Origin of the sequence: Bartonella sp. ML70XJBT.G, from assembly GCF_028618575.1 — a bacterium.
In the GTDB taxonomy this organism is placed as follows: domain Bacteria; phylum Pseudomonadota; class Alphaproteobacteria; order Rhizobiales; family Rhizobiaceae; genus Bartonella.
The window spans coordinates 67689-92068 of sequence record NZ_JAQITA010000005.1 but is presented as its reverse complement, the minus strand read 5'-3'; the positions used below and the strand labels follow the sequence as shown (position 1 = coordinate 92068).

Genomic DNA, 24380 nt, shown 5'->3' with positions numbered 1-24380 from the left:
ACAATATGTCTAAACACATTGCAGGACCTGAAATCGAGCGTCTTATTCAACTTTTAGCACGGTTACCAGGTCTTGGTCCACGCTCTGCTCGGCGTGCTGCGCTTTACCTTATCAAAAAAAAGGAAACCTTGCTGGAGCCTTTAGGAGCAGCAATACAAGAAACTGTAAATAAAGTTTGCATTTGTTCTATTTGTGGAAACGTCGATACAATTGATCCTTGTTCAATTTGTACAGATCCACGCCGCGATGAAACAACAATTATTGTTGTTGAAGATATCGCGGATTTGTGGGCTTTAGAGCGTGCAAAAACTCTCGCCGCACGTTATCATGTACTGGGTGGACGTCTTTCTCCCCTAGATGGAATAGGTCCTGATGAACTTAATATCACTTCCTTAATACAGCGCGTTGTACAAAATTCAATTATGGAGATTATTCTGGCTGTCAATGCTACTGTTGAGGGACAAACAACAGCGCATTATATCACGGATCAGCTTGCTAACTTTTCAGTTAAAGTGACTCGACTTGCCCATGGAGTGCCTGTAGGAGGTGAACTTGATTATCTTGATGATGGAACTTTAGCGGCAGCTTTACAAGCAAGAACAAATCTTTAAAAGTTTTTTCTCTTAGCTGCTCTCTCTTATTTATTATCATTGCTCTTTTGGGGGGAATATTAAATTGATAAAGAAAAATCTCTCACTTTTAAACGACTTTGCTCCTGGTATCTTGATATGTTTACTCATATCAGCCTTAGCGTATGGTCTAGAAGTTGTAGAAAAACAACTTTTTGGGCAAGCATGGCTCGAAAGTCTTGTTTTAGCAATTCTCTTAGGATCGATTACCCGTAGTTGTTTTTCTTTGCCAGCGTATTTTCAAAAAGGTATAAGTTTTTGTGCAAAAACACTTCTTGAGTTTGCTATTGTTCTTCTAGGAGCAAGTATTAGCGTACATGCCGTTTTTTCAGCTGGTTGGAGTCTGCTTGCTAGTATTGTATTTGTTATATTCATAACTATCCTTATAAGTTTTTTTATTGGCCGAATTTTTGGGCTTTCTTCACATTTAGCAATGCTCGTTGCTTGTGGAAACGCTATTTGTGGTAATTCCGCTATCGTTGCCGTTGCACCTGTCATTAAAGCGAAACATGAAGAAGTGGCTGCATCAATTGCTTTTACTGCTCTTTTAGGCGTTCTTATTATTTTACTTCTCCCTGTTTTACATCCTCTCCTCAATTTGTCATTGAGTCAATATGGTGTTCTTGCTGGCATGGTGGTATATGCCGTACCACAGGTTTTAGCAGCAACAGCATCTGTTTCTTTTGTAAGCGTGCAAATTGCAACAGTTGTTAAATTGGTGCGCGTTCTCATGCTCGGTCCTATTATTTTTGCCTTGTCAATTATTTATCATCGATCAGCACAAACCCGTTTGCGCCTACACACTCTTGTTCCATGGTTTATCATTGGCTTTATTATTATGATGTTGATCCGCTCCAGCGATCTTATTCCTGAAAGCGCTCTTATACCCATACAATTTATCGCTCAGCTGTTCACTGTCATTTCAATGGCAGCTTTGGGACTAGGCGTTGATATCCGATCCTTAAAAAAAGCTGGATGGCGTGTCATTTTGGCTTCAACCTGCTCCATACTGATCCTTGGAATTTGTAGTCTTATCATGATACAATTGAATGATTTAAGCCATATCACATTTTGAAATATATGTTCTCAAATATTTTTACTTTTTTCAGCCTACCATGCAATCATGCCATAGACTTGCCAATATTGGAGAAGCCCTTCTATTAAACCAAGTGAAAAATGATAAACTGCTTTACAGTACATAATTATTTGCCACCAACAGTGTATAGAAATATACAATGTATAAAAAGTGCTTTTTTATTTTATCTACTCTCATCTCAATACAGACTATGTTCTTATCGGAGAAAAACAAATGTAACTTCAAAATTTCTCCTTTCAAATTTCTGTTACGCACTATACTTTGCAAAAGGATGTGAATGACAATCAAATCCTTATCTAGGGAAAAAGATATTGTGGCTTATTTGCACGAGCAATCTTCTTAAATTCTTACAAAATGAAAAAACTAAAAAACACCGTCAACCTTTTGTTTATTATCTTATTCAACTAAAGTCTTTTTATGCTTATTCTTGCTATAGACACTGCTTCCATTTATTGTGCCGTTGCACTTGTTCGTCACAAATCTGTCATCGCGCGTATCAATGAGCGCATGCACAAAGGACATGCTGAAAAACTTATTGGACACATTGCACAAGTCATGACACAAGCCAACATGACTCTTCATCAAGTTGAACGTATTGCTGTCAATATTGGACCTGGATCATTTACGGGTGTGCGTGTGGGTGTTTCCACAGCACGCGCGTTAGCATTAGCGCTTGAGATCCCAGCTGTCGGGGTAAGTGCACTGGAAGCATTAGCAGCACAAACAACAACCAGTACAAATACTGCATCAGCAATCACTGCTGTCATTGAAGCGGGAAGAGATATGTTCTACCATCAAAACTTCAAGGAAGATTTGACACCTTTAGGAGAACCAGGATTAAAAACAATTGAGGATATCATCCAAGATTTACCACAACAAACGAGATTAACCGGTCCAGCAACTGATCTTATTGCACAGTATATTATAGACAATAAGATAAATAAAAAAATCATACGAGACCAAAGCTACTGTGAGGCAGCAGACATTGTAAATTATGCCTATCTTGCTGCAAATAAACAACCAAAAGGTCCACCCTGCCCGCTCTATTTACGTCATACCGACGCAAAACAACAAACGGGTTTTGCATTGCCACGAAAAAAATAATGTCCAAATTTTCATTGCCAAAGAAGCTTTTTGAGATTGCTCGACTCCAAGTTGATGATAGTGCTTCTCTTCATCAAATCCATCACTCTTGTTTTATTCCTGCTTGGAAAAAACAAGCTTTTGATGATTTCTTAACAGATTGTTCTATCTTTGGATACAAAGCCTCTCTCATTGAAAGACCTGAACACGTTGTCGGCTTTTGTCTTTGCCGTCTTATTCTTGATGAAGCAGAAATTATCACAATTGCTGTTCTCCCTGATTTTCATCGACAAGGCATTGGCTCCTTGCTTATTGATCGCACACTTTACCATCTGCACAATGAGCGTGCTCTTAAACTCTTCTTAGAAGTAGAAGAAACAAATCTTTCTGCTTTGAACCTTTATCAACGTTTTGAATTTCAAAAAATTTCTAAACGCCCTGCTTACTATCAAACAAAAAATGGACGAGGGAATGCAATCGTTATGCAAAAAACTTTTCAGCAAACAGATTGAGATTTATGTCAAAAACATTTAGACATACGCTATGAATAAAGCAGATCCTAAAAATATACCTCCTGTTGCTCCTAAAAAGGTTTTTATCAAAACCTATGGATGCCAAATGAATGTTTATGATAGCCAGCGAATGACTGATAGTCTCAGCGCACAAGGTTATGTGACAACACAAACACCAAATGATGCTGATCTTATTCTTGTTAATACCTGCCATATTCGTGAAAAAGCAGCAGAAAAACTTTATTCTGATCTTGGTCGTTTGCGGGTGATGCGTCAAGAACGGAGCCCCGATAAACCCTTGATGGTTGGTGTGACTGGTTGTGTTGCTCAAGCTGAGGGGGGTGAAATTTTACGCCGTGCTCCAACCGTGGATCTGGTTATTGGTCCACAAATGTATCACCGCTTGCCAGATTTGTTAGAAAAAGCAAAACAAGGGAAAAAAATTATCGAAACAGACTATGCTGTTGAAGATAAATTTGCTCACTTACCCCCTCATAATAAACGTGCTGTCAAAAAACGGGGCGTTAGTGCATTTTTAACAGTACAAGAAGGATGCGATAAATTTTGCACTTTTTGTGTTGTTCCTTACACACGTGGTGCCGAAATATCACGACCTGTCGAACAAATTACCGAAGAAGCACGTCAACTTATTGAAGCAGGTGTCAAAGAAATTACGCTGCTTGGACAAAATGTTAATGGTTGGCATGGACAAAGTGCAAATGGGAAAACTTGGCGGCTTGGTGATCTTCTCTATCATCTTGCCAAATTGGATGGTTTAAAGCGTCTACGTTATACTACCAGCCACCCACGAGATATGGATGATAGCCTTATTGCCGCGCATCGAGATCTTGACATATTGATGCCTTACCTCCATCTACCTGTTCAATCAGGTTCGGATCGCATCTTAAAAGCAATGAACCGCCAACATAAAAGCATTGATTATCTCCAGCTTATTGAAAAAATTCGTACCGCACGACCCGATATTGCTTTTTCAGGCGATTTTATTGTAGGATTTCCAGGAGAAACAGACGAAGATTTTGAAGAAACTATTAAACTTGTTAAACAGGTGCAATATAGTTCAGCTTATTCTTTTAAATATTCACCCCGCCCTGGAACAGTTGGTGCAACAATGAAAAATCATGTTGATGAAACTGTAAAAGATGCGAGACTGCAGCATTTACAAATTCTGCTCCTTGAGCAACAAGATGCATTTTTGCGTTCTAAAATTGGTCAAACAACCAATGTTCTCATCGAAAAAGCTGGGCGTCATGAGGGACAAATGGTCGGTCGTTCACCTTGGCTTTTGCCCGTTGTCGTGGACACAGATGCTATGACAGGAGATGTAGTGGCGATCCATATTAAAAATACAAGTTCAAACAGTTTTGTTGGTGAAATGGCAAATGTGTAAATATGCCTTTCATGCCTCGTTCACAACAGAGATGTTAAAAAGCTCTTTTATTTTTAAAGAAAATGATTACATTTAAATCATGCATTCTATGAAAAATATAGTGTTTTCTACAAAGTTTACTGCAGAAAGTATGCAGAATTTATGTCAATATGGGAGAATAGGTTGAAAGCTTCAACCGAGAAAATAAAGCGCGTTAAAGAAAAAATAAATGCTTACCCTGAAAATACGCATATCTTAGGAAAAGCAAACCTTTCAGATGTTCATCATGTTGTTCTCATTTTTGAAAACAACAAATATGCGAAAACGGTTTTTGGTAAACTCGACGAAAATCTTGCTTATATTGAAAAAAAACTCGAACTTAACATTCATCCGCGCGGTAATGAAGTTTTCATCCGTGGAAATGTGATTGCTATAAAACAAGCACAATATGTATTACAGCAGCTTTATGAACGCGCGAAAACACATCAAGAGCTCACTTTATCAGATACAGAAGGAGCGATTGCTATGGCAAATTTGCTACAAGAGCAGCAAGAAGCCCCAATAACAATCCAACATGGGAAAAAATATAGCCCCGCACGACTTAGTACCCATAAAAAAATCATCCATGCTAGGACCCCTACACAAGATGCTTATATACGCGCAATGGACCGTCATGAACTTGTTTTTGGTGTAGGTCCTGCTGGAACAGGAAAAACATATCTTGCTGTTGCACATGCTGCAATGCTTCTAGAGCGTGGTATCATTGAACGTATTATCCTCTCACGTCCTGCCGTTGAAGCTGGAGAGCATCTTGGCTTTCTGCCTGGTGATCTGAAAGAAAAAGTTGATCCTTATTTACGTCCCCTTTACGATGCGCTTTACGATATGATTCCTGCTGAAAAAGTAGAGCGCATTTTAGCCTCTGGTGTCATAGAAATTGCTCCTCTTGCTTTCATGCGTGGGCGAACACTCTCTCATGCCGCTGTTATTCTTGATGAGGCACAAAATACTACACCTATGCAAATGAAAATGTTCCTTACCCGTCTTGGCGAGGGAACACGTATGATTATCACTGGTGATGTAAGCCAAATTGATTTACCTCGCGGACAAAAATCAGGTTTAAGTGAAGCAATCCGTATTCTCTCACAGGTAGAAAATATTGCCATTATTCGGTTTGATGAAAAAGATGTCGTACGCCATCCCCTTGTTGCCGCTATCGTCCGTGCTTATGATCAAGATTCTGCTGGTCAAATTGAAAAATGTCATCCTCAAACTCTTCCTTAAAAAAGTGAGTTCATTTGTTATGATTACTATCGATATAACTGTTGAGAGCTCTGGGTGGGATAATGAACAAATACTTTATAATATCACTGAAAAAGCATTAACAACGACAATGCATCATCTTTCGTTAGAAAATGTTGTAAGTGAAGTCAGCCTGCTTTTTACGGATGACCAACATATGGCACAGATCAATGCACAATGGCGTGGTAAAAACAAACCCACCAATGTCTTGTCCTTTCCTGCTTTTCCACTTAAAATTGGACAGCTTCCAGGACTCATGCTCGGTGATATTATTATTGCACGAGAAACTGTTCTCCTAGAAGCAAAGAGAGAGGGAAAATTGTTTCAAGACCATTTGACACATATGATTGTTCATGGTGTGCTTCACCTCCTTGGCTATGATCATGAAACAGATGATGAAGCTCACCGCATGGAAAAACTTGAAAGAGAAATTCTTCAAAAACTTTCCATACAAGATCCCTATATTGAATTGTTTTAAAAATGATAAAAATTAACTTTTTAAATTCACATCATCATCATACAATCTAATGTCTCTTATGCCTCTATTATAAAAAGAAAGTTTGAAGATTTCAAAATCATGGCAAACAAAATAAATGTACCAAATAACCGTCAAATACCTTCTGTTATTGAAGAACATTCCTCTCAACAGGCGAATCATACAGAAAAACATTCCCTGTTAAATCATTTATTTTCGTTTCTACGTGGCCGCAATTCTACATCACTGCGCGATGATCTTGCCGTTGCACTCACAACCGATAATGAAAAAGACACAGCCCTCTTCTCCCCTGAAGAACGTACTATGCTGCATAATATCTTACGTTTACGCGAAGCACGTGTTGATGATGTGATGATTCCACGTTCTGAAATTAAAGCATTGGAAATCAATACTCCACTGGAGGAAGCTCTCAAATGTTTTGCAAAAATTGGTCATTCGCGCATACCTGTTTATGCTGAAACCTTAGATGATCCACGAGGAATGATCCATATCCGCGATATACTTAATTATATGACTCGTTTTATTGTCAACTCAACCCAAACTGAGCAGAAATCCGATTTGCTTCAGTTAAATCATACGCATTTACAAACCCCAATCGGTGAATTGGATTTGATTCGAACCGTGCTTTTTGTTCCAAGTTCTATGCCTGCAAGCAAATTATTAACACGTATGCAAACCACACGAACACAGATGGCTTTGGTTATTGATGAACATGGAGGCACAGATGGTCTTGTTTCAATGGAAGATATTGTCGAATTAGTCGTTGGTGATATCGAAGATGAACATGATAATGTCGAAAATGCTATCGTGCGTGAACATAATAATAAATGGCTTGTGGATGCAAGAACCGAATTAGAGGATGTGGAAAAAGCTCTTGGTCCTGATTTTATTGTAGGAGAATATGGTGATGAAGTTGATACCATTGGTGGTTTGATTGTTTCCATTCTTGATCGCATTCCGGCAAAAGGTGAAGTTATTGAAGCGGTACCTGGCTATCGATTTCGTATCTTAGAAGCTGATAAACGCAGAATTAAGCGATTGCGCATTTGTCGTACTCCAGAAAATGAGAATTTTAAACACAATGTCATCCCTAAAGAATAGCCAAACGTTTTTAAACAGTTTCACATTTTTTTTGATTTCTGTTACCGGCTGGAAGCGGCAAATGTGGGTATTCCTGTGTGGTGCTTTTACTTCTTTTGCACTCCCACCCTTTTATTTGACACCCCTTTGCTTTTTAACTTTCCCCATCTTTATTATTTTACTTGATTCAATACGCGCTATACAAAACAATACAAAACGGTTTCTCACCTATGCTCTAAGCTGTGGAGTCTTTGGCTTTAGCTATTTTATTTGCAGCCTTTGGTGGTTGTGCAATGCTTTATTCACAGATCCGGTGTCTTTTGGTTGGGCAGTGCCCTTTGCTATTTTAGGCCCTCCTCTCTACCTTTCTCTTTATTGGTTTTTTGCAGGCTTCATTGTCGGTTTATTATGGACAAAAGGTATAGCGCGCTTCTTTGTTTTGGCCTTCGCGCTAGGATTAGCAGAATGGTTGCGTGCATTTTTATTCACAGGATTCCCTTGGAATGCTCTTGGCTATACAGCTATGCCAACCCCGATGTTCATGCAATCCGATGCAATTGTTGGACTTTACAGCATGAATATTCTTGCCGTCTTAGTTTACAGTTTACCCGCTGTTTTATTAACAGATGAAAAAAAGAAAGCCGCACTTTCTCTTTGCTTATCACTTATATTGATCCACAGTGGTTTTGGATTTTACCGCCTCAATACCATCCCAAATACAGCAGATAACCCAAAAAGTGGTTATTGGGTGCGTATTGTTCAACCTTCTATTCAGCAAGATATAAAATTGAGTAATATAACACGAGAAGCTATATTTGCAGCCCATATGCGCTTGAGTGCAACACCAACATCAGGGCATAATAGAGAGCCTGACTTTATCATATGGCCTGAAGCGTCTATTCCTTATCTTCTCTATGATAACTCTACAACCACAATGCGCATCGCGTCTCTCCTAAAACCTAAACAATGGGCTATTATTGGTGCCATACGTGCCAGCAATGATTCTCTTAATACACAAATGCAATATTTTAATACAATTGCCGTTATTAATCATAAAGGGAATATTTTAAACACTTCTGACAAACTGCATCTGGTTCCTTTTGGAGAATATCTCCCCTATCAAAACTTATTGGAAAAAATTGGATTGCATACCCTTGCTGATAATATTGGTGGATATAGCGCTGCAAGTGCGCGTGAAATTGTCACGATGCCAAACGGATTTTCTTATCTTCCACTGATTTGTTATGAAGTCATATTCCCTCATGAAATGACTTTTAAAGGCTCCTCTCCTCAAGCAATCATTAATGTCACAAATGATGCATGGTTTGGTGTAACACCTGGTCCTTATCAACATCTTCAACAAGCACAGCTTCGTGCCATTGAACTGGGAATTCCTCTCATACGTGCAGCCAATAATGGAATATCAGCTGTTATTGATTCTTATGGACGAATCGTTGTAGCTCTCCAGCAGAATGTTATTGGCATTATTGATTCACCAATTCCATCGCCTATTATGCCCATAGGAAGCAATGAATATAGAATATTCTCTACTTTCATCTTATTTATTCTTATGCTATTGTGTCGTATCGGTTTTGGTTCTACAAAATACCTTAAATGATTCAAATGCCCATCTTCGGTATTCCGTTGTGTGTGCCGGTAATGTTGGGAAAAATGTTACATATTATCTTAATTATATGATAAACCAATTTCATAAAAAGATGATGTTGGTTTAGAAGCAAAGTGCTGGAAATAAAGAGTTGCATTATGACCGAGACTAGAAAAAAACCCGATCCTATAGATATCTATGTTGGAACCCGTATTCGTTTACGTCGTAATATTTTAGGACTTACGCAAGAAAAACTCGGTGAAAAGTTAGGCGTTACTTTCCAGCAAATTCAAAAATATGAAAAAGGTACAAACCGTATTGGTGCAAGTCGTCTTCAAGCAATTGCAGAAATTATGGATGTTCCTGTTTCCTACTTTTTTGATAAAGGCATGAATACGCAACAGGTAGAAGGCTTTGCTGAAAGCGATAACGATTTTATGGACTTTTGCTCCAGCAATGAAGGAATCCAGCTAATGCGTGCTTTTACGAATATATCTGATGCTAAGGTGCGTCGAAAAATTATTGATTTGGCAAAAGCATTATCTGAAGAAGATATGGCAAACAAATCATAAAGTACAGATTTCATCTTTTCTCTCCAGCTTATAAATTGGGCATTGACGATTTGCCATGAGATTGGCAAATAGGGGCAGTTTTAATAGACAATTTCATAAACTGTTGGTTTTCTTTTTTGAAGGAGTTCCTATGCCGCATCAAGATTATCATTTTACAAGTGAGTCGGTATCGGAAGGACATCCTGATAAGATTTGTGATCGTATTTCCGATGAAATCGTTGATATGGTCTATAGAGAAGCGCAAAAAACTGGTACAGATCCATGGTTGGTACGAGTCGCTTGTGAAACTTTGGTCAGTGTGAACCGCGTTGTTATTGCTGGTGAAGTACGTGTGCCTGATACACTGTTAAAAAGAGATAAAAATAAAGAATTTATCTACGATGAGAATGGCTGTCCATTCATTGATCCTACACGTTTTCGTGCAGCGGCACGTCGTGCTATTCGTGAAATTGGTTATGAACAAGTCGGTTTCCATTGGAAAACTGTCAAAATTGATGTTCTTTTACGTCCCCAATCAACGGATATTGCACGTGGTGTTGATAATGCTACGGATCGGAATGGTGAAGAAGGAGCAGGTGATCAGGGCATCATGTTCGGATATGCTTGCCGTGAAACACCAGATCTCATGCCAGCTCCCATTTATTATGCGCATAAAATTCTCAAACTTCTTGCTGCAGCCCGCCATAAAGGAGAAGGAGAAACTGGAAAATTAGGGCCAGATGCTAAAAGTCAAATAACAATACGGTATAAAAATGGAAAGCCAATAGAGGTAACGTCCATTGTTCTTTCAACACAACATTTAGATGAGAGTTGGGATTCCGATAAGGTTCGTACAGTGGTTGAGCCTTATATTCGTCAGGCTTTACATGATATTCCTATTTCGGCTCAATGTCGTTGGTATATTAATCCAACAGGGAAATTCGTTATTGGTGGTCCTCAAAGTGATGCTGGACTGACGGGGCGCAAAATTATCGTTGATACTTATGGAGGGGCTGCCCCCCATGGCGGAGGCGCTTTTTCAGGAAAGGATACGACAAAAGTTGATCGTTCTGCTGCCTATGCCGCACGTTATCTCGCTAAAAATATTGTTGCAGCTGATTTAGCAGAACGATGCACTATCCAACTCTCCTATGCGATTGGTATTGCACAGCCCCTATCCATTTATCTTAATCTCCATGGAACAGGAAAAGTCGATGAAAAAATTCTTGAAGCAACCATTCGCAAAATCATGGATCTTTCACCAACGGGCATTCGAAAACATCTTGATCTCAATAAACCTATTTATACAAAAACAGCTGCCTATGGTCATTTTGGACGTACACCAAAAGATGATGGTTCGTTTTCATGGGAAAAAACTGATTTGATTAAAACACTTCAAACGATGATTAAAATATCATGATTGATCATAATACACGTGCGTGTAAAGCCTTTTTTGGTCGCCGACAAGGAAAGCGGCTACGAAACAGTCAAATTGCGCGTATAAAAATGCTTCTCCCCACTCTTCATATTGATTTAAATACCCCGCCCCCCCTAGACTTAACAACTTTGTTTCCCAATAAAGTAAAAGAAATTCGGCTTGAAATTGGTTTTGGTGGAGGTGAACATTTGCTTCATGAAATGGAATATTATCCGCAAACTGGTTTTATTGGTATTGAACCCTTTGTCAATAGTATGGCAAAAATATTGCTATCTCTTGAACAACATAAACAGCATCAAAACCAACTTCGCCTCTATGATGATGATGCTACACACCTCCTTGATTGGCTCCCCAATGCATCACTTGATGGAATAGATCTCTTCTATCCTGATCCATGGCCTAAAAAGAAACATTGGAAACGACGTTTCATCAATATAAAAAATCTTAATCGTTTTGCTCGCGTTCTTAAGACAGGAAAAAAATTCCGCTTTGCCAGCGATATAGACAATTATGTAAATTGGACCCTTTATCATTGTGCACAACATCATCACTTTGAGTGGGAAGCAGAAAAACCTCAAGATTGGAAAACCCCCTATCCACTCTGGATAAGTACCCGCTATGAAACAAAAGCTTTACGCGAAGGGCGGATACCTACTTATCTCACCTTTATCAAAAAATAAATGGTGAAATGCTTTTCTTATAAACGACTTGAAAAATTTTGAATTTAAGAGTATCAATAAGTAAATTCTTGGTCTTATGATGAGGAGTGGGCCGTTGGACCCGCTCTTTTTTAATGTCGTGAAACTTAGAAAAACGCCTTGGATGAAATGTATGAACGAAACTGAAAAAATAAGCAGTCTTGATGAACCACGTCTGTTTGAAGAAGATGGTGTTGAAGCGCGTGTTGGGGCTCTTATTATACCTTTGCTTAAACCTTTGGGGTTTCGTTTGGTTCGTGTGAAGCTTCTTGGTTTAAATGGTTTAACACTTCAGATTATGGTAGAACGCGCTGATGGCTCTATGACCGTGGAAGATTGTGAAACTGTTAGCCGAACTGTTTCACCCCTTCTTGATGTGCAAAATATTATTGAGCGCAAATATCATTTAGAAATTTCATCTCCAGGAATTGACCGCCCACTAGTAAGAAAATCTGACTTTTTGCATTGGCAGGGACATATTGCAAAAATTGAAACCAAAAGAACAATCGATGGGCGTCGAAAATTTCGTGGAACACTAACGAATATCACACAAGAGGGATTTACTTTAAACACTGATAAAGTTGCTTATGGAGAAGCACTATATCTCTCTATTGCCTTTTGTGATATTACAAATGCACATCTGGTGTTAACAGATGAACTTATTCGCGACGCATTGAAAAAAAATAAAGATTTGAATCAACAAGTTACTCCCGAAGATCATTCTAATATCTCAAAACAGAAATCCAATTACAAAAGTTAATATCACTGGGAAATGCCTATCGTGTGGCACAAAAAAGGAGAAAATTGATGGCTACAAGCGCTAACAGGCTTGAAATTCTGCAAATTGCAGATGCTGTTGCACGTGAAAAGTCAATTGACCGTGAAATTGTTATTTCTGCGATGGCTGATGCTATTCAGAAAGCGGCACGTTCTCGTTATGGTCAAGAAACCAATATCCGTGCTGAAATCAATTCCAAAACAGGTGAAATTAAATTACAACGCCTGCTCAAAATTGTTGATGTCGTTGAAGATTATACAAGTGAAATCACCTTGTCCGATGCACTTAAACGCCAGACAGATGCAAAGGTTGGTGATTTTTTTGCTGATCTTTTACCTCCTATGGATTTTGGTCGTATCGCCGCGCAATCTGCTAAACAGGTTATTGTACAAAAGGTCCGTGATGCAGAACGTGACCAACAATATGAGGAATTTAAAAATAAAATTGGTGAAATTATTTCTGGTACAGTAAAACGTGTAGAATATGGTAATGTTATCGTTGATTTAGGGCGTGGTGAAGCTATCGTGCGCCGTGATGAATTAATTCCACGTGAATCTTTCCGTTATGGAGATCGTATTCGTGCCTTTGTCAATGATGTGCACCGTGAATCACGTGGTCCACAAATTTTTCTTTCACGCACACACCCACAATTTATGGTGAAATTGTTTACCATGGAGGTACCAGAAATCTATGATGGTATTATAGAAATTAAATCTGTTGCTCGTGATCCTGGTTCACGTGCTAAAATTGCTGTTGTCTCACGGGATGGTTCCATTGATCCTGTTGGAGCGTGTGTGGGAATGCGAGGAAGTCGTGTACAAGCTGTGGTTGCAGAACTACAAGGTGAAAAAATTGATATTATTCCTTGGTCCCCTGATGCCGCAACATTTATCGTTAATGCACTACAACCTGCTGAAGTTTCCAAAGTTGTGCTTGATGAAGATGCCGAACGCATTGAAGTCATTGTGCCTGATGACCAACTGAGCCTTGCAATTGGACGACGTGGGCAAAATGTTCGTTTGGCTTCGCAATTAACAGGATGGAATATTGATATTTTAACCGAAAAAGAAGAATCAGAAAATCGTCAAAAAGAATTTACTGAACGCAGTAAGCTGTTTATGGAATCCTTAGATGTTGACGAAATGATTGGACAGGTTATGGCATCAGAAGGATTTTCTTCTATTGAGGAAATCGCTTATATCGATCTCGAAGAAATTGCTTCCATTGATGGTTTTGATCATGAGACTGCTGCTGAAATTCAAAGCCGTGCGCGCGAATATCTTGAACATAAAGAAAAAGAACTTGATGAAAAGCGCAAAGAACTTGGTGTTTCTGACGAATTGCGAGCACTGCCTGGAATGACAAGTGCTATGTTGGTTGCTGTTGGCGAAGACGGTGTGAAAACGATAGAAGATTTTGCTGGCTATGCAGTCGATGATTTGGCTGGTTGGAGAGAACGTAAAGAAGGACAAACACAAAGTTTTTCTGGTATCTTAACCCCATTTGATATTACACGTGCTGATGCAGAAGCTATGGTTTTAGCAGCACGTGTGCAAGCAGGCTGGATAAATGAAGCTGATCTTGTTAAAGAACCTCCTGCAGAAAGTGAAAATTCTGCGAAAAATGAAAAAAAAGACAATTAGAGCGTGGATGAATTTTAAATGAATGAACGGACCTGCATTGTAACCAGAAAAGGCGCTTCAGCAAAGATGCTGATCCGTTTTGTTATTGGTCCCAATAATCAAATCGTCCCTGATCTTAAAGCCAATTTGCCAGGGCGGGGGGTTTGGATCTCTGCTCATCATTCTACCATTGAAGCAGCAATTAAACAGAAAGCTTTTCATAGAAGCTTTAAAACAGATGTTGAGGTTGCAGAAAATCTTGCACATATTGTTGATACACTTTTGCTAAAATCTGCTCTTGCAAGTCTTTCTTTGGCCCGTAAAGCAGGTGCTGTTGTCATGGGAGCGACAAAAGTTGATGCTGCTATCCGCTCTGGTCAAGTTATTCTTGTACTTCATGCTAAAGAAACAACAGAAGATGGAAAACGAAAAATTGCACAAGCCATCCATACAATACAGAAACAGACAAATAGGAATATAAAAACTATATCTTTATTTACAAGTGATGAAATGCGGGTAGCTTTTGGTGATAATCCTGTCATGCATGCAGCCTTATTAGACACTAAAGCTGCTGAAGGATTTCTCAAAACGATACATAAACTACTCGCCTATCGTGATGAAAAACACAGCAAGCCTGGTGAAATAACGGCACAAGCCGTGAAGGAAGTACAATGAGTGAAAATAATAACGACAAAATAACAGGCAAAAGGACACTAACCTTGAAGCGGTCCGTCCTAGAAACAAGTACGGTCAAACAAAATTTTAGCCATGGTCGTACCAAGGCTGTGGTTGTCGAAACCAAACGCCGCAAAATTACGCGACCTGATGAAAAGACTGAAATACAACAGCCTATTACAAAACCGCATGTGGCTTCTCAACGCTCTAAACCACGGTTTGAAGAAGAAAAGCCGAGTAAACCTGTTGCTAAAAGTAATCTCTCATCCGCTGAAATGGAGGCGAGACTTCGTGCGTTAGAAGAAGCACATATTCAAGAAAAAATAACGCGTGAACGAGCCGAAGAAGAAGCAAAACGTGCAAAAGAGCGTGAAGAAAGTTTGCAGCAATCGATTCAAGAAGAAACAGAAATACATCAGGAAGAAGAAACTCCACCGGTAGAAATTCCTGATCTTAGTCCTGCTCACGTCCCTATAGAACCTACCGATATTCCTATCACACCTAAAAATACAACTGTCATTGAAAAACGCAAAGTCGATGATAATAAAGAAGACGATCGACATAGTCGGCGTGCTAACCTTTCTAAATCAGAAGTACGTACGCCAAAAGTTGTAAAAGGCGCTGATGAACGACGCCGTGGAAAACTAACCCTCAATAGTGCTTTGGATGAAGATGGGAATGCGCGTGGGCGCTCAATGGCTGCAATGCGTCGCAGACAGGAGAAATTTAAACGTGCACAAAACCAAGAACCTAGAGAAAAAATTTCTCGTGAGGTTGTTCTTCCTGAAACTATTACAATTCAAGAACTCGCACAGCGTATGACTGAACGTTCCGTTGATGTGATTAAATTTCTGATGAAACAGGGACAAATGATGAAACCTGGTGATGTTATTGATGCTGATGTTGCTGAACTCATCGCCGTTGAATTCGGTCATACTGTTAAACGTGTTTTAGAATCTGACGTAGAAGAAGGCATCTTTAATATCCCTGATAACCCTCAAAAAATGCGGTCTCGCCCTCCCGTTGTAACAATTATGGGCCATGTCGACCATGGAAAAACGTCTCTACTTGATGCTATTCGAAAAGCGAATGTTGTTTCTGGTGAAGCTGGGGGTATTACGCAGCATATTGGTGCTTATCAAGTGGAGCAAAATGGTCAAAAAATTACCTTTATTGATACACCTGGACATGCTGCCTTCACTGCCATGCGTGCGCGTGGTGCTCGTGTTACCGATATTGCCGTTCTGGTTGTTGCTGCTGATGACAGTGTCATGCCGCAAACGATTGAATCAATTAATCATGCCAAAGCAGCTGGTGTACCAATTATTGTTGCTATCAATAAAATTGATAAACCCGCTGCTAATGCACAAAAAGTGCGCACAGAACTTCTACAACATGAAGTGTTTGTTGAAACTATGGGTGGAGAGACTTTGGAAGTCGAAGTTTCTGCTAAAACTGGACAGAATCTTGATAAACTTCTCGAAGCTATTCTCCTTCAAGCTGAGATTCTCGATCTGAAAGCAGATCCCCAACGAACAGCAGAAGGTGTTGTCATTGAAGCAAAACTGGATCGAGGACGTGGATCTGTTGCTACAGTTCTTGTTCAGAAAGGTACATTGCATCCTTCTGATATTATTGTCGCCGGTAATGAATGGGGGCGCGTGCGCGCTTTGATTGATGATCATGGTCGTCATGTCAAAGAAGCTGTTCCTTCTACACCTATTGAAATTTTAGGTATGCAAGGAACACCACAAGCTGGTGATCGTTTTGCCGTTGTCAGTCATGAAGCAAAAGCACGTGAAATTGCTCAATACCGTCAGCGATTAGCGCGTGATAAGGCTGTTGCCCGACAAACCGGTTCTCGTGGTTCTCTTGAACAGATGATGACAAAATTACAGACCACCGGTATTAAAGAGTTCCCTCTGATTATTAAAGGAGACGTGCAAGGATCAATTGAAGCAATCGCTTCAGCATTAGAAAAGTTAGGAAATGAAGAAGTACGCGCGCGCATTGTACATTCTGGTGCTGGAGGTATTACTGAAAGTGATATTTCTCTTGCTGAGGCTTCCAATTCCGCTGTCATCGGCTTTAATGTTCGCGCCAATAAACAAGCGCGTGACTGTGCAAAAACACAAGGAATTGAAATCCGCTATTATAATATCATCTATGATCTTGTGGATGATATAAAAGCTGCCATGTCAGGATTGCTTTCACCAGAACAGCGTGAAACTTTCCTTGGTAACGCCGAAATTTTAGAAGTCTTTAACATTACAAAAATCGGAAAAGTTGCAGGTTGTCGTGTCACAGAAGGTAAGATAGAACGAGGCGCTGGTGTTCGCCTTATCCGTGATAATATTGTTATTCATGAAGGAAAGCTTAAAACGCTCAAACGTTTCAAAGATGAAGTCAATGAGGTACAAAGTGGACAAGAATGTGGAATGGCATTCGAAAATTATGAAGATATCCGTGCAGGAGACATTATTGAAACCTTCCGTATTGAACATATTAATCGCACATTATAGAATATATCCAATAACTTTTCTTTATCGTAAAATGGAAAAAATTTTAGGTTTGTGTATAGCGCTTCTGTTCTTTCTTAATTTTTTTAAGATGGCCAAAAAAAGAAGTGTTGTAATGAGGATAAAACTTTCATGAAAAATGCAGGGCCATCACAACGGCAACTTAGAGTAGGTGAACAAGTGCGCCATGCAGTAGCGCATATTCTACAGCGCGGAATTTTACTTGACGATCTCCTAAAAAATATGGTCATTTCTGTCTCTGAAGTCCGCATGTCAACAGATTTAAAAATTGCTACCTGCTTTATTTCTCCTCTTAGTACTCTTAAAAATGCATCCCATATTGATGTTGTTAATATTCTTAATACACATAGCCGTTTTATCCGTAAAGAAATCAGTCACGCATTGCGACAGATGAAATATATGCCTGAACTGCGTTTTCGGCTTGATAGTAGTTTTGATAATTTTTCAAAAATTGATGCTCTTCTTCGCTCCCCTGAGGTGGCACGTGATCTTCAACATAATGATGAAGTTGAGGATTAAAATATGGCGCCGCAACGCAAAAAAAGAGGCCGTTCTGTTTCTGGCTGGGTCATATTCGATAAACCAAAGGGAATGAGATCAACAGAAGCTGTCTCACAAATAAAATCGCTCTTTCATGCGCAAAAAGCTGGACATGCGGGTACACTTGATCCTCTTGCTTCTGGACTCTTGCCAATTGCATTGGGCGAAGCAACCAAAACTGTTCCCTACGTGATGCAAGGTACAAAAACCTACCGTTTTCAAATTGCTTGGGGCGAAGAGAGATCGACAGACGATCTAGAAGGTGAAATCACAAAAACATCTCTCAAACGTCCAACACAAGAAGAAATACGTGCTCTTCTCCCTCAATATACAGGTGTTATTTTGCAAACACCTCCTCAATTTTCAGCAATTAAAATTTCTGGTAATCGTGCCTATGATCTAGCCCGTGAAGGAGAAATTGTTGAAATTCCACCGCGCCAAGTGGAAATAGAAACTTTTACATTAATAGAAACTCCTTCCAGCGAGCATGCTATCTTTGAAATAACCTGCGGAAAAGGAACTTACGTGCGTTCCTTAGCACGCGATATAGGACGTGATCTTGGTTGTTATGGGCATATTGCTGATTTAAGACGTATTGCAGTCGCACCGTTTTGTGAAGATGATCTTATCACATGGGATACCCTAAAGGCGGCAGGACTATATAAAAATGTGACAAATGAAAATAATACTCCTCCCAAAAAAGATTTTTCAACACTTGATGCACTTTTAATTGAAACAGGTGCTGCTGTGGATTCCCTCTCTCGTTACATTCTTAATGAAACCCAAGCACAGCGAGTCATGAAGGGTGCTCCAGTGCCTCTCTATAGTCATAATGCATCTCTTGATGAAGATGAGCTCTGTGTCTTTTACAAAGGACAACTTCTTGCTATAGGCACTCTTGACAAAATCCTGTTCAAACCAAAGCGAATTTTTACAATTTAATTCATGCTTTTTCACAACAAGTTCTTGCCAAAAGATATTTTTCTATATCAATGAAGAGAAGAGTGCTTTTTTTATCGTCTTATACTGAGCCTTTACAAGAATTGACATAGGATGCCTAAAATCTATGATGCATTCAAAAATCCAATCCTTGACTTGCACAATAAAAGACAAGAAACAACTTCGTTCTTTTAAATGGTCTCTCGCAATCATTCTTAGAGATACGCGTATATCCTACCTGTGTTAAGAAATTTTTGTGGAATAAAAAACAGACTTTAGCTTAACAAATCGCAATATTCGTAACTTTTCATTATTTGTTTAGAATAAATTTGTTCTTAACTGACTAGCCGTATAACGTACTTATTTAACCTCTAAAATGCTGCTGTTATATCCATATAAACAAACTCACCCTTGATCTTCTCCTCGCACCTTAAATGAGGGAGATTCCTCGTAAGTACCGACCTATAAACAATCCGGTTTCTTGTCTTGTGCATTCCAGCTGCTGACATTTAATGACGTACTTGCATAAGACTGTACGGACAACTCTACCCTGAATATTCACTCCATTCCCTCAAAAGACTGAGATGTGTAAAATCTTACTTATCTTATATCACCACACCTCAAACAACAGTGTTTTACAGCACAACCGGATAAAACATTGTTGCACATATTAAATAGTTTATAAGAAAACTTATTTTTATCTTTTTACCATCAAGGTAATTGATCAGCAGAAGACTTTAAAATCATTTCATTGGCTTGTGGTATGGTTTGGCGTTCAATCATGCGGTGGACTCTTATACCGTTAGGCGCACGGTTTAAATGACGCAGAAGTTTATTGACCTCTGCATCCGCTTTTATACGTCGGTGATTATGGCGTAAATAATCTACCCATGTTGGCATATGATAGGCTTCTGTCCAATATTCAGGTCTTTCAAGATCACGTAAGAGAACCCATTGGCGAGCGCCATCACGTAAACGAATATGGCGACGACGTGTCATGACTTTGAGAAACTCTTCAAGATCATTTTCATGAATTTGATAATCGATCATTATCATAATCGGACCACTCCTTGCTTTTAGATCAAGTAAAAGCTCTGGTTCTCTGAAATGATCAAGTGGATCCAAATCTATCTGAGGAATTTCCTGAATTCTAAACTTTATGCCAGCAAGGGCCCCAAAAACCAAGAAAAGAGAACAAATACTCAAAGCAATTGTTGGAGAATAACCATCAGCCAAAGCACCCCAAATTGCACTTCCAACAGCCATCCCTCCATATGAGGCCGTTTGATAAAGTGCTAAAGCACGAGCGACAACCCAGCGTGGTGTAGAAAGCTGTACAGATGTATTAAACAGCGATAACGCTAAAACCCAACATAAACCCGCAGGAAATAAGGCAATATGGCTTATAATCAATGAACGACTTATTGCTAAAACAAAGCAAGAAAAAGCAAAACCAATAAATGCACTGGCAATAATTGTCTCTAAACGAAAATAATTTCGTACAGATGAATTAATAATACCCGCTGTCATGGCTCCCAAGCCAAAAAAACCAAGCAGTGTACCATAAAGAAGTGCACTCCCTCCGAGAATTTTATGCACAACAATTGGCAAGAGTGCCAAAATCGAGATTGCTCCAAGACCAAAAAGAAATGCCCTGACCATAATACTGAGAAGATTAGGCGACATAGCAACATAACGTAAACCATCTGAGACAGCGCCTAAAAATCTTTCCCGTGGCAAGATATTGTTTTCATAGTTCGGTTTCCAGAAAAACAAAACACCAATTAAAGGAATGTAACTTATCGCGTTGAATAAAAAAGCAGCTGCTGCACCTAACATTGCAATGATAGCACCACCAATAGCAGGACCTACACTACGCATCAAATTAAAGCCAACACTGTTCAAACTCACAGCAGCAGGAATATTTTCCCTACTCACAATATCTCCTATTGTCGCCTGCCAAGAAGGATTATAAAACGCTGTTCCACAGCCAATCAAAAACGTGCAGCATAATAAAAGTGACGGTGTTAGAAAGCCCATATAAGCTAAAATAGCCAAACTCATTGATACAACCATCATCATAATTTGCGCACACAGCATAATTTGACGACGATTAAAATTATCAGCCAATGCCCCTGCCATCAAAGAAAACATCACAAGTGGTAATGTTGTAGCACTTTGAACAAGCCCAACCATGGAATGCGAAGAACTAATCAACGCCATTAACCACCCTGCTCCTACAGCCTGTATAAGCCCCCCTAAATTAGAAATCAGAGTGGACGACCACAAATTTCGAAATACCGAATTACGAAAAAGTTTGAATGTTGAAATGCTCTGCATCTTTTTCCTCCAAATCGGTATTTAATGCTTTTGTTATCATACATATACTCTGTAAAGCAGTCATCTTTGTATCAAAAGGATGCATAATTCTTTAAAAACTTCTCATACAACCCTGTTAAAATAGTTATTTTAAAACAAAACCATTGATTTAAGGGAGGTTTTCAATGTTTTTAAGGGCTAGCATTTTAACCTCTTTTCCTATATAAGTGTCAAGATAAGTGAGAGTCTTTAACTCTTCTTATTTCTTCATAGACCCTTGCTGAACGACATCTCGGCTGTGGGTGGCTTTTGTTTCTTTGTTTGTGAAAGGATAATACGATGTCGATTACAACTGAACGTAAACAAGCTCTTATCGCAGAATATGCAAATAAAGTTGGTGATACAGGATCTCCAGAAGTGCAGGTTGCTGTCCTTTCTGAGCGTATTTCCAATTTAACAAACCATTTTAAATCACACAAAAAGGATAACCATTCTCGCCGTGGTCTTTTAAAGATGGTATCTCAACGCCGTCGCCTTCTTGATTACCTTAAAGGAGTTGACCAAAATCGTTATCAAACACTTATCAAGAAATTAGGTTTGCGTCGCTAGAAGAAAAATGGGTGGATAGTATCTTTACAAAATTCACCCATTTTTTCAGCTTGCTGCTTTTAGTTCAAACAGATGAGTAACCATCATGGGGCAGGATTGCTAGTTGCTTCGCGTTTAAATTGCGATTTATTTCTCTCTTCTCGCGAAAAAAACAGAAGTGTCTTGTTGTCCTGCCCATAGCTTTAAATATGCTACGCAAAACCAGAATATAAGCACTCAAAGATGTGAATACTGGTTATTAAGGATAAAAAATGTTCAAAACGCACAAGATAGAAATTGAATGGGCTGGTCGTCCACTCACCATTGAAACGGGAAAAATAGCGCGTCAAGCTGATGGTGCAGTAATTGCGACCTACGGAGAAACCATTGTCTTAGCAACTGTTGTATCAGCAACAAGTCCAAAACCAGACCAAGATTTTTTTCCACTCACAGTTAATTATCAAGAAAAATCCTATGCTGTTGGTAGAATACCTGGTGGTTATTTAAAACGTGAAAGCAGGCCAACGGAAAATGAAACCTTAATTTCACGTTTAATTGATCGTCCCATTCGTCCCCTCTTCGCTGACGGTTATAAAAATGACACACAAGTTATTGTTTCTGTTATACAGCATGATCTTGAAAATAATCCTGATATCCTTGCGATGATTGCATCTTCTGCTGCTTTAACTCTATCCGGTGTTCCTTTTATGGGGCCCATTGCTGGTGCCCGTGTTGGCTACTGTAATGGACAATATGTCCTCAATCCTCATATCGATGAAATGCCTGAATCAAAACTTGATCTTGTTGTGGCTGGAACAGAAAGTGCCGTGTTAATGGTTGAATCAGAAGCACAAGAATTGCCAGAAGACATCATGTTGGGCGCAGTTATGTTTGGGCACAAAGGTTTGCAACCTGTTATTGATGCCATCATAAAGCTTGCTGAAGTTGCCGCAAAAGATCCACGTGATTTCGTTCCTGAAGATCTCTCCGATCTTGAAAAAGCCATGCTGGAAATGGCCGAACAGGATATACGAAAGGCTTATACGATTACGGATAAACAAGAGCGTTATGCTGCCATTGATGCACTGAAAACAGAAGTCATCAATAAATTTATGCCTGAAACAGAAGAGGAGTGTAAATTTAATGCAGATCAAATTGCAACCGTTTTCAAACAGTTGCAAGCAAAAATTGTACGTTGGAATATTCTTGATACGGGAAGACGTATTGATGGGCGTGATCTTTCAACAGTACGTCCCATTCAGTCAGAAGTAAGTCTTTTACCACGAACACATGGGTCCGCACTCTTTACCCGTGGCGAAACACAAGCAATGGTTGTTGCAACATTGGGAACTGGTGAAGATGAACAATATGTTGACTCTTTAACAGGTATGTATAAGGAAACATTTCTTCTTCATTATAATTTCCCGCCATTTTCAGTAGGAGAAACAGGGCGTCTTGGCTCTCCTGGCCGCCGTGAAATTGGACATGGCAAATTGGCGTGGCGTGCACTTCATCCTATGTTGCCAACAAAGGAATCTTTCCCTTATACCATTCGTGCTGTCTCAGAAATTACTGAATCCAATGGATCATCTTCCATGGCAACGGTTTGTGGAACTTCACTTGCTCTCATGGATGCTGGTGTTCCTCTAGCGCGCCCTGTTGCAGGTATTGCCATGGGCTTGATTAAAGAAGGTGAACGCTTTGCTGTACTCTCTGATATTTTAGGAGATGAAGATCATCTTGGAGATATGGATTTTAAAGTAGCGGGAACAGAAAATGGTATTACTGCTTTGCAAATGGATATCAAAATTGATGGTATTACCGAAGAAATTATGAAAATCGCACTTGAACAAGCTAAAGGTGGACGAATTCATATCCTTCATGAAATGGGGAAAGCTTTAACCAGTGCGCGTGCTGAACTTAGCGAATTTTCTCCGCGTATTGAAGTGATGAATATTGCCGTTGATAAAATTCGTGAAGTGATTGGCTCTGGTGGTAAGGTCATTCGAGAAATCGTTGAACAAACCGGAGCAAAAATCAATATTGAAGATGATGGAACAATTAAAATTGCCTCTGCCGATGCTAAAACTATTGAAGCAGCAAAACGCTGGATCCATTCTATTGTTGATGAACCTGAAATTGGTGCTATCTACCAAGGAACAGTTGTAAAAACTGCCGATTTCGGTGCGTTTGTAAATTTCTTTGGCTCTCGTGATGGACTCGTTCATATTTCTCAGCTCGCATCAGAACGCGTCACAAAAACAACAGATATTGTTAAAGAAGGTGATAAGGTTTGGGTGAAACTCATGGGCTTTGATGAGCGTGGTAAAGTCCGCTTATCAATGAAAATTGTTGATCAACAAACCGGAGAAGAAATTACAGCAGATCGTCCGGTAAAAGAAGAACAAGAAATGTGCGTGGAAGAAAAAAATAAATCCGAAAACAAGCGTCGTCGTAAGAAAAAAGAAGAGTAATCTTTCCTCTTGTTATGAAATGCCATT

The 24380-nt window shown here is 39.4% G+C and carries 21 protein-coding genes; 20 read left to right on the top strand and 1 reads right to left on the bottom strand.

All coding sequences use genetic code 11. From position 1 onward, the window contains the following. Window positions 1–5: 5 nt before the first annotated feature. The 18 genes from recR (at window position 6) to truB (ending at window position 18975) form a co-directional block, all read left to right on the top strand. Window positions 6–611 (top strand): recombination mediator RecR, encoded by a 606-nt coding sequence (gene recR, locus PVV64_RS03750; protein ID WP_273759871.1) that lies wholly within the window; start codon window positions 6–8, stop codon window positions 609–611. A 64-nt stretch (window positions 612–675) separates the two neighbouring features. After that, on the top strand, window positions 676–1704 hold the full coding sequence (locus PVV64_RS03745; RefSeq protein ID WP_273759869.1) for a YeiH family protein: 1029 nt from the start codon (window positions 676–678) through the stop codon (window positions 1702–1704). A 438-nt stretch (window positions 1705–2142) separates the two neighbouring features. Beyond that, window positions 2143–2829 carry a tRNA (adenosine(37)-N6)-threonylcarbamoyltransferase complex dimerization subunit type 1 TsaB gene (gene tsaB, locus PVV64_RS03740; protein WP_273759868.1) on the top strand — a complete coding sequence of 229 codons (687 nt, stop codon included), beginning with the start codon at window positions 2143–2145 and terminating at the stop codon, window positions 2827–2829. After that, the gene (locus PVV64_RS03735) at window positions 2829–3320 is read left to right on the top strand and encodes a GNAT family N-acetyltransferase (protein WP_273759867.1); all 492 of its coding nucleotides are present in this window, start codon (window positions 2829–2831) and stop codon (window positions 3318–3320) included. The genes tsaB and PVV64_RS03735 overlap by 1 nt, the downstream gene beginning before the upstream one ends. Before the next feature lie 31 nt (window positions 3321–3351). Next, window positions 3352–4728, top strand: a complete 1377-nt coding sequence (gene miaB, locus PVV64_RS03730) for a tRNA (N6-isopentenyl adenosine(37)-C2)-methylthiotransferase MiaB (RefSeq protein ID WP_273759866.1) — start codon at window positions 3352–3354, stop codon at window positions 4726–4728. Between the two features lie 162 nt (window positions 4729–4890). Next, on the top strand, window positions 4891–5991 hold the full coding sequence (locus PVV64_RS03725; protein WP_273759865.1) for a PhoH family protein: 1101 nt from the start codon (window positions 4891–4893) through the stop codon (window positions 5989–5991). Window positions 5992–6010: 19 nt separating this feature from the next. Continuing rightward, window positions 6011–6487, top strand: coding sequence for an rRNA maturation RNase YbeY (gene ybeY / locus PVV64_RS03720; RefSeq protein WP_273759864.1), 477 nt, complete (start codon window positions 6011–6013; stop codon window positions 6485–6487). A 99-nt stretch (window positions 6488–6586) separates the two neighbouring features. Beyond that, window positions 6587–7606, top strand: coding sequence for a hemolysin family protein (locus PVV64_RS03715; protein WP_273759863.1), 1020 nt, complete (start codon window positions 6587–6589; stop codon window positions 7604–7606). Beyond that, window positions 7569–9203 (top strand): apolipoprotein N-acyltransferase, encoded by a 1635-nt coding sequence (lnt, locus tag PVV64_RS03710; RefSeq protein WP_273759862.1) that lies wholly within the window; start codon window positions 7569–7571, stop codon window positions 9201–9203. Before PVV64_RS03715 ends, lnt begins: the two co-directional genes overlap by 38 nt. A 146-nt stretch (window positions 9204–9349) precedes the next feature. After that, complete coding sequence (locus tag PVV64_RS03705) at window positions 9350–9763, top strand: helix-turn-helix domain-containing protein (protein ID WP_273759861.1); 414 nt, start codon at window positions 9350–9352, stop codon at window positions 9761–9763. 130 nt (window positions 9764–9893) lie between these two features. Beyond that, on the top strand, window positions 9894–11162 hold the full coding sequence (gene metK, locus PVV64_RS03700; RefSeq protein ID WP_273759860.1) for a methionine adenosyltransferase: 1269 nt from the start codon (window positions 9894–9896) through the stop codon (window positions 11160–11162). Continuing rightward, entirely contained in the window at window positions 11159–11860 is a 702-nt protein-coding gene (locus tag PVV64_RS03695) for a tRNA (guanine(46)-N(7))-methyltransferase TrmB (protein ID WP_273759859.1), read from the top strand. The genes metK and PVV64_RS03695 overlap by 4 nt, the downstream gene beginning before the upstream one ends. Window positions 11861–12011: 151 nt before the next feature. Next, window positions 12012–12638 carry a ribosome maturation factor RimP gene (rimP, locus tag PVV64_RS03690; protein ID WP_273759858.1) on the top strand — a complete coding sequence of 209 codons (627 nt, stop codon included), beginning with the start codon at window positions 12012–12014 and terminating at the stop codon, window positions 12636–12638. Window positions 12639–12685: 47 nt separating this feature from the next. Further along, window positions 12686–14299, top strand: coding sequence for a transcription termination factor NusA (gene nusA, locus PVV64_RS03685; RefSeq protein WP_273759857.1), 1614 nt, complete (start codon window positions 12686–12688; stop codon window positions 14297–14299). Window positions 14300–14317: 18 nt separating this feature from the next. Beyond that, window positions 14318–14953, top strand: coding sequence for an RNA-binding protein (locus tag PVV64_RS03680; protein ID WP_273759856.1), 636 nt, complete (start codon window positions 14318–14320; stop codon window positions 14951–14953). Continuing rightward, the gene (gene infB / locus PVV64_RS03675) at window positions 14950–17475 is read left to right on the top strand and encodes a translation initiation factor IF-2 (protein ID WP_273759855.1); all 2526 of its coding nucleotides are present in this window, start codon (window positions 14950–14952) and stop codon (window positions 17473–17475) included. The genes PVV64_RS03680 and infB overlap by 4 nt, the downstream gene beginning before the upstream one ends. Before the next feature lie 129 nt (window positions 17476–17604). Further along, window positions 17605–18012 carry a 30S ribosome-binding factor RbfA gene (rbfA, locus tag PVV64_RS03670; protein ID WP_273759854.1) on the top strand — a complete coding sequence of 136 codons (408 nt, stop codon included), beginning with the start codon at window positions 17605–17607 and terminating at the stop codon, window positions 18010–18012. 3 nt (window positions 18013–18015) lie between these two features. Next, window positions 18016–18975, top strand: a complete 960-nt coding sequence (gene truB / locus PVV64_RS03665) for a tRNA pseudouridine(55) synthase TruB (RefSeq protein WP_273759853.1) — start codon at window positions 18016–18018, stop codon at window positions 18973–18975. 708 nt (window positions 18976–19683) lie between these two features. Here the strand turns inward: truB and PVV64_RS03660 are convergent. Beyond that, entirely contained in the window at window positions 19684–21312 is a 1629-nt protein-coding gene (locus tag PVV64_RS03660) for an MFS transporter (protein WP_273759852.1), read from the bottom strand. A 318-nt stretch (window positions 21313–21630) separates the two neighbouring features. On the opposite strand from PVV64_RS03660, the gene rpsO reads away from it, so the two are divergent. Then, window positions 21631–21900: a 30S ribosomal protein S15 gene (gene rpsO / locus PVV64_RS03655; protein ID WP_208440251.1), complete on the top strand. Its 270-nt coding sequence runs from the start codon at window positions 21631–21633 to the stop codon at window positions 21898–21900. A 251-nt stretch (window positions 21901–22151) separates the two neighbouring features. Beyond that, a complete protein-coding gene (gene pnp, locus PVV64_RS03650) occupies window positions 22152–24353 on the top strand; it encodes a polyribonucleotide nucleotidyltransferase (protein WP_273759851.1) in 2202 nt (733 codons plus the stop codon). Window positions 24354–24380: the final 27 nt, after the last annotated feature.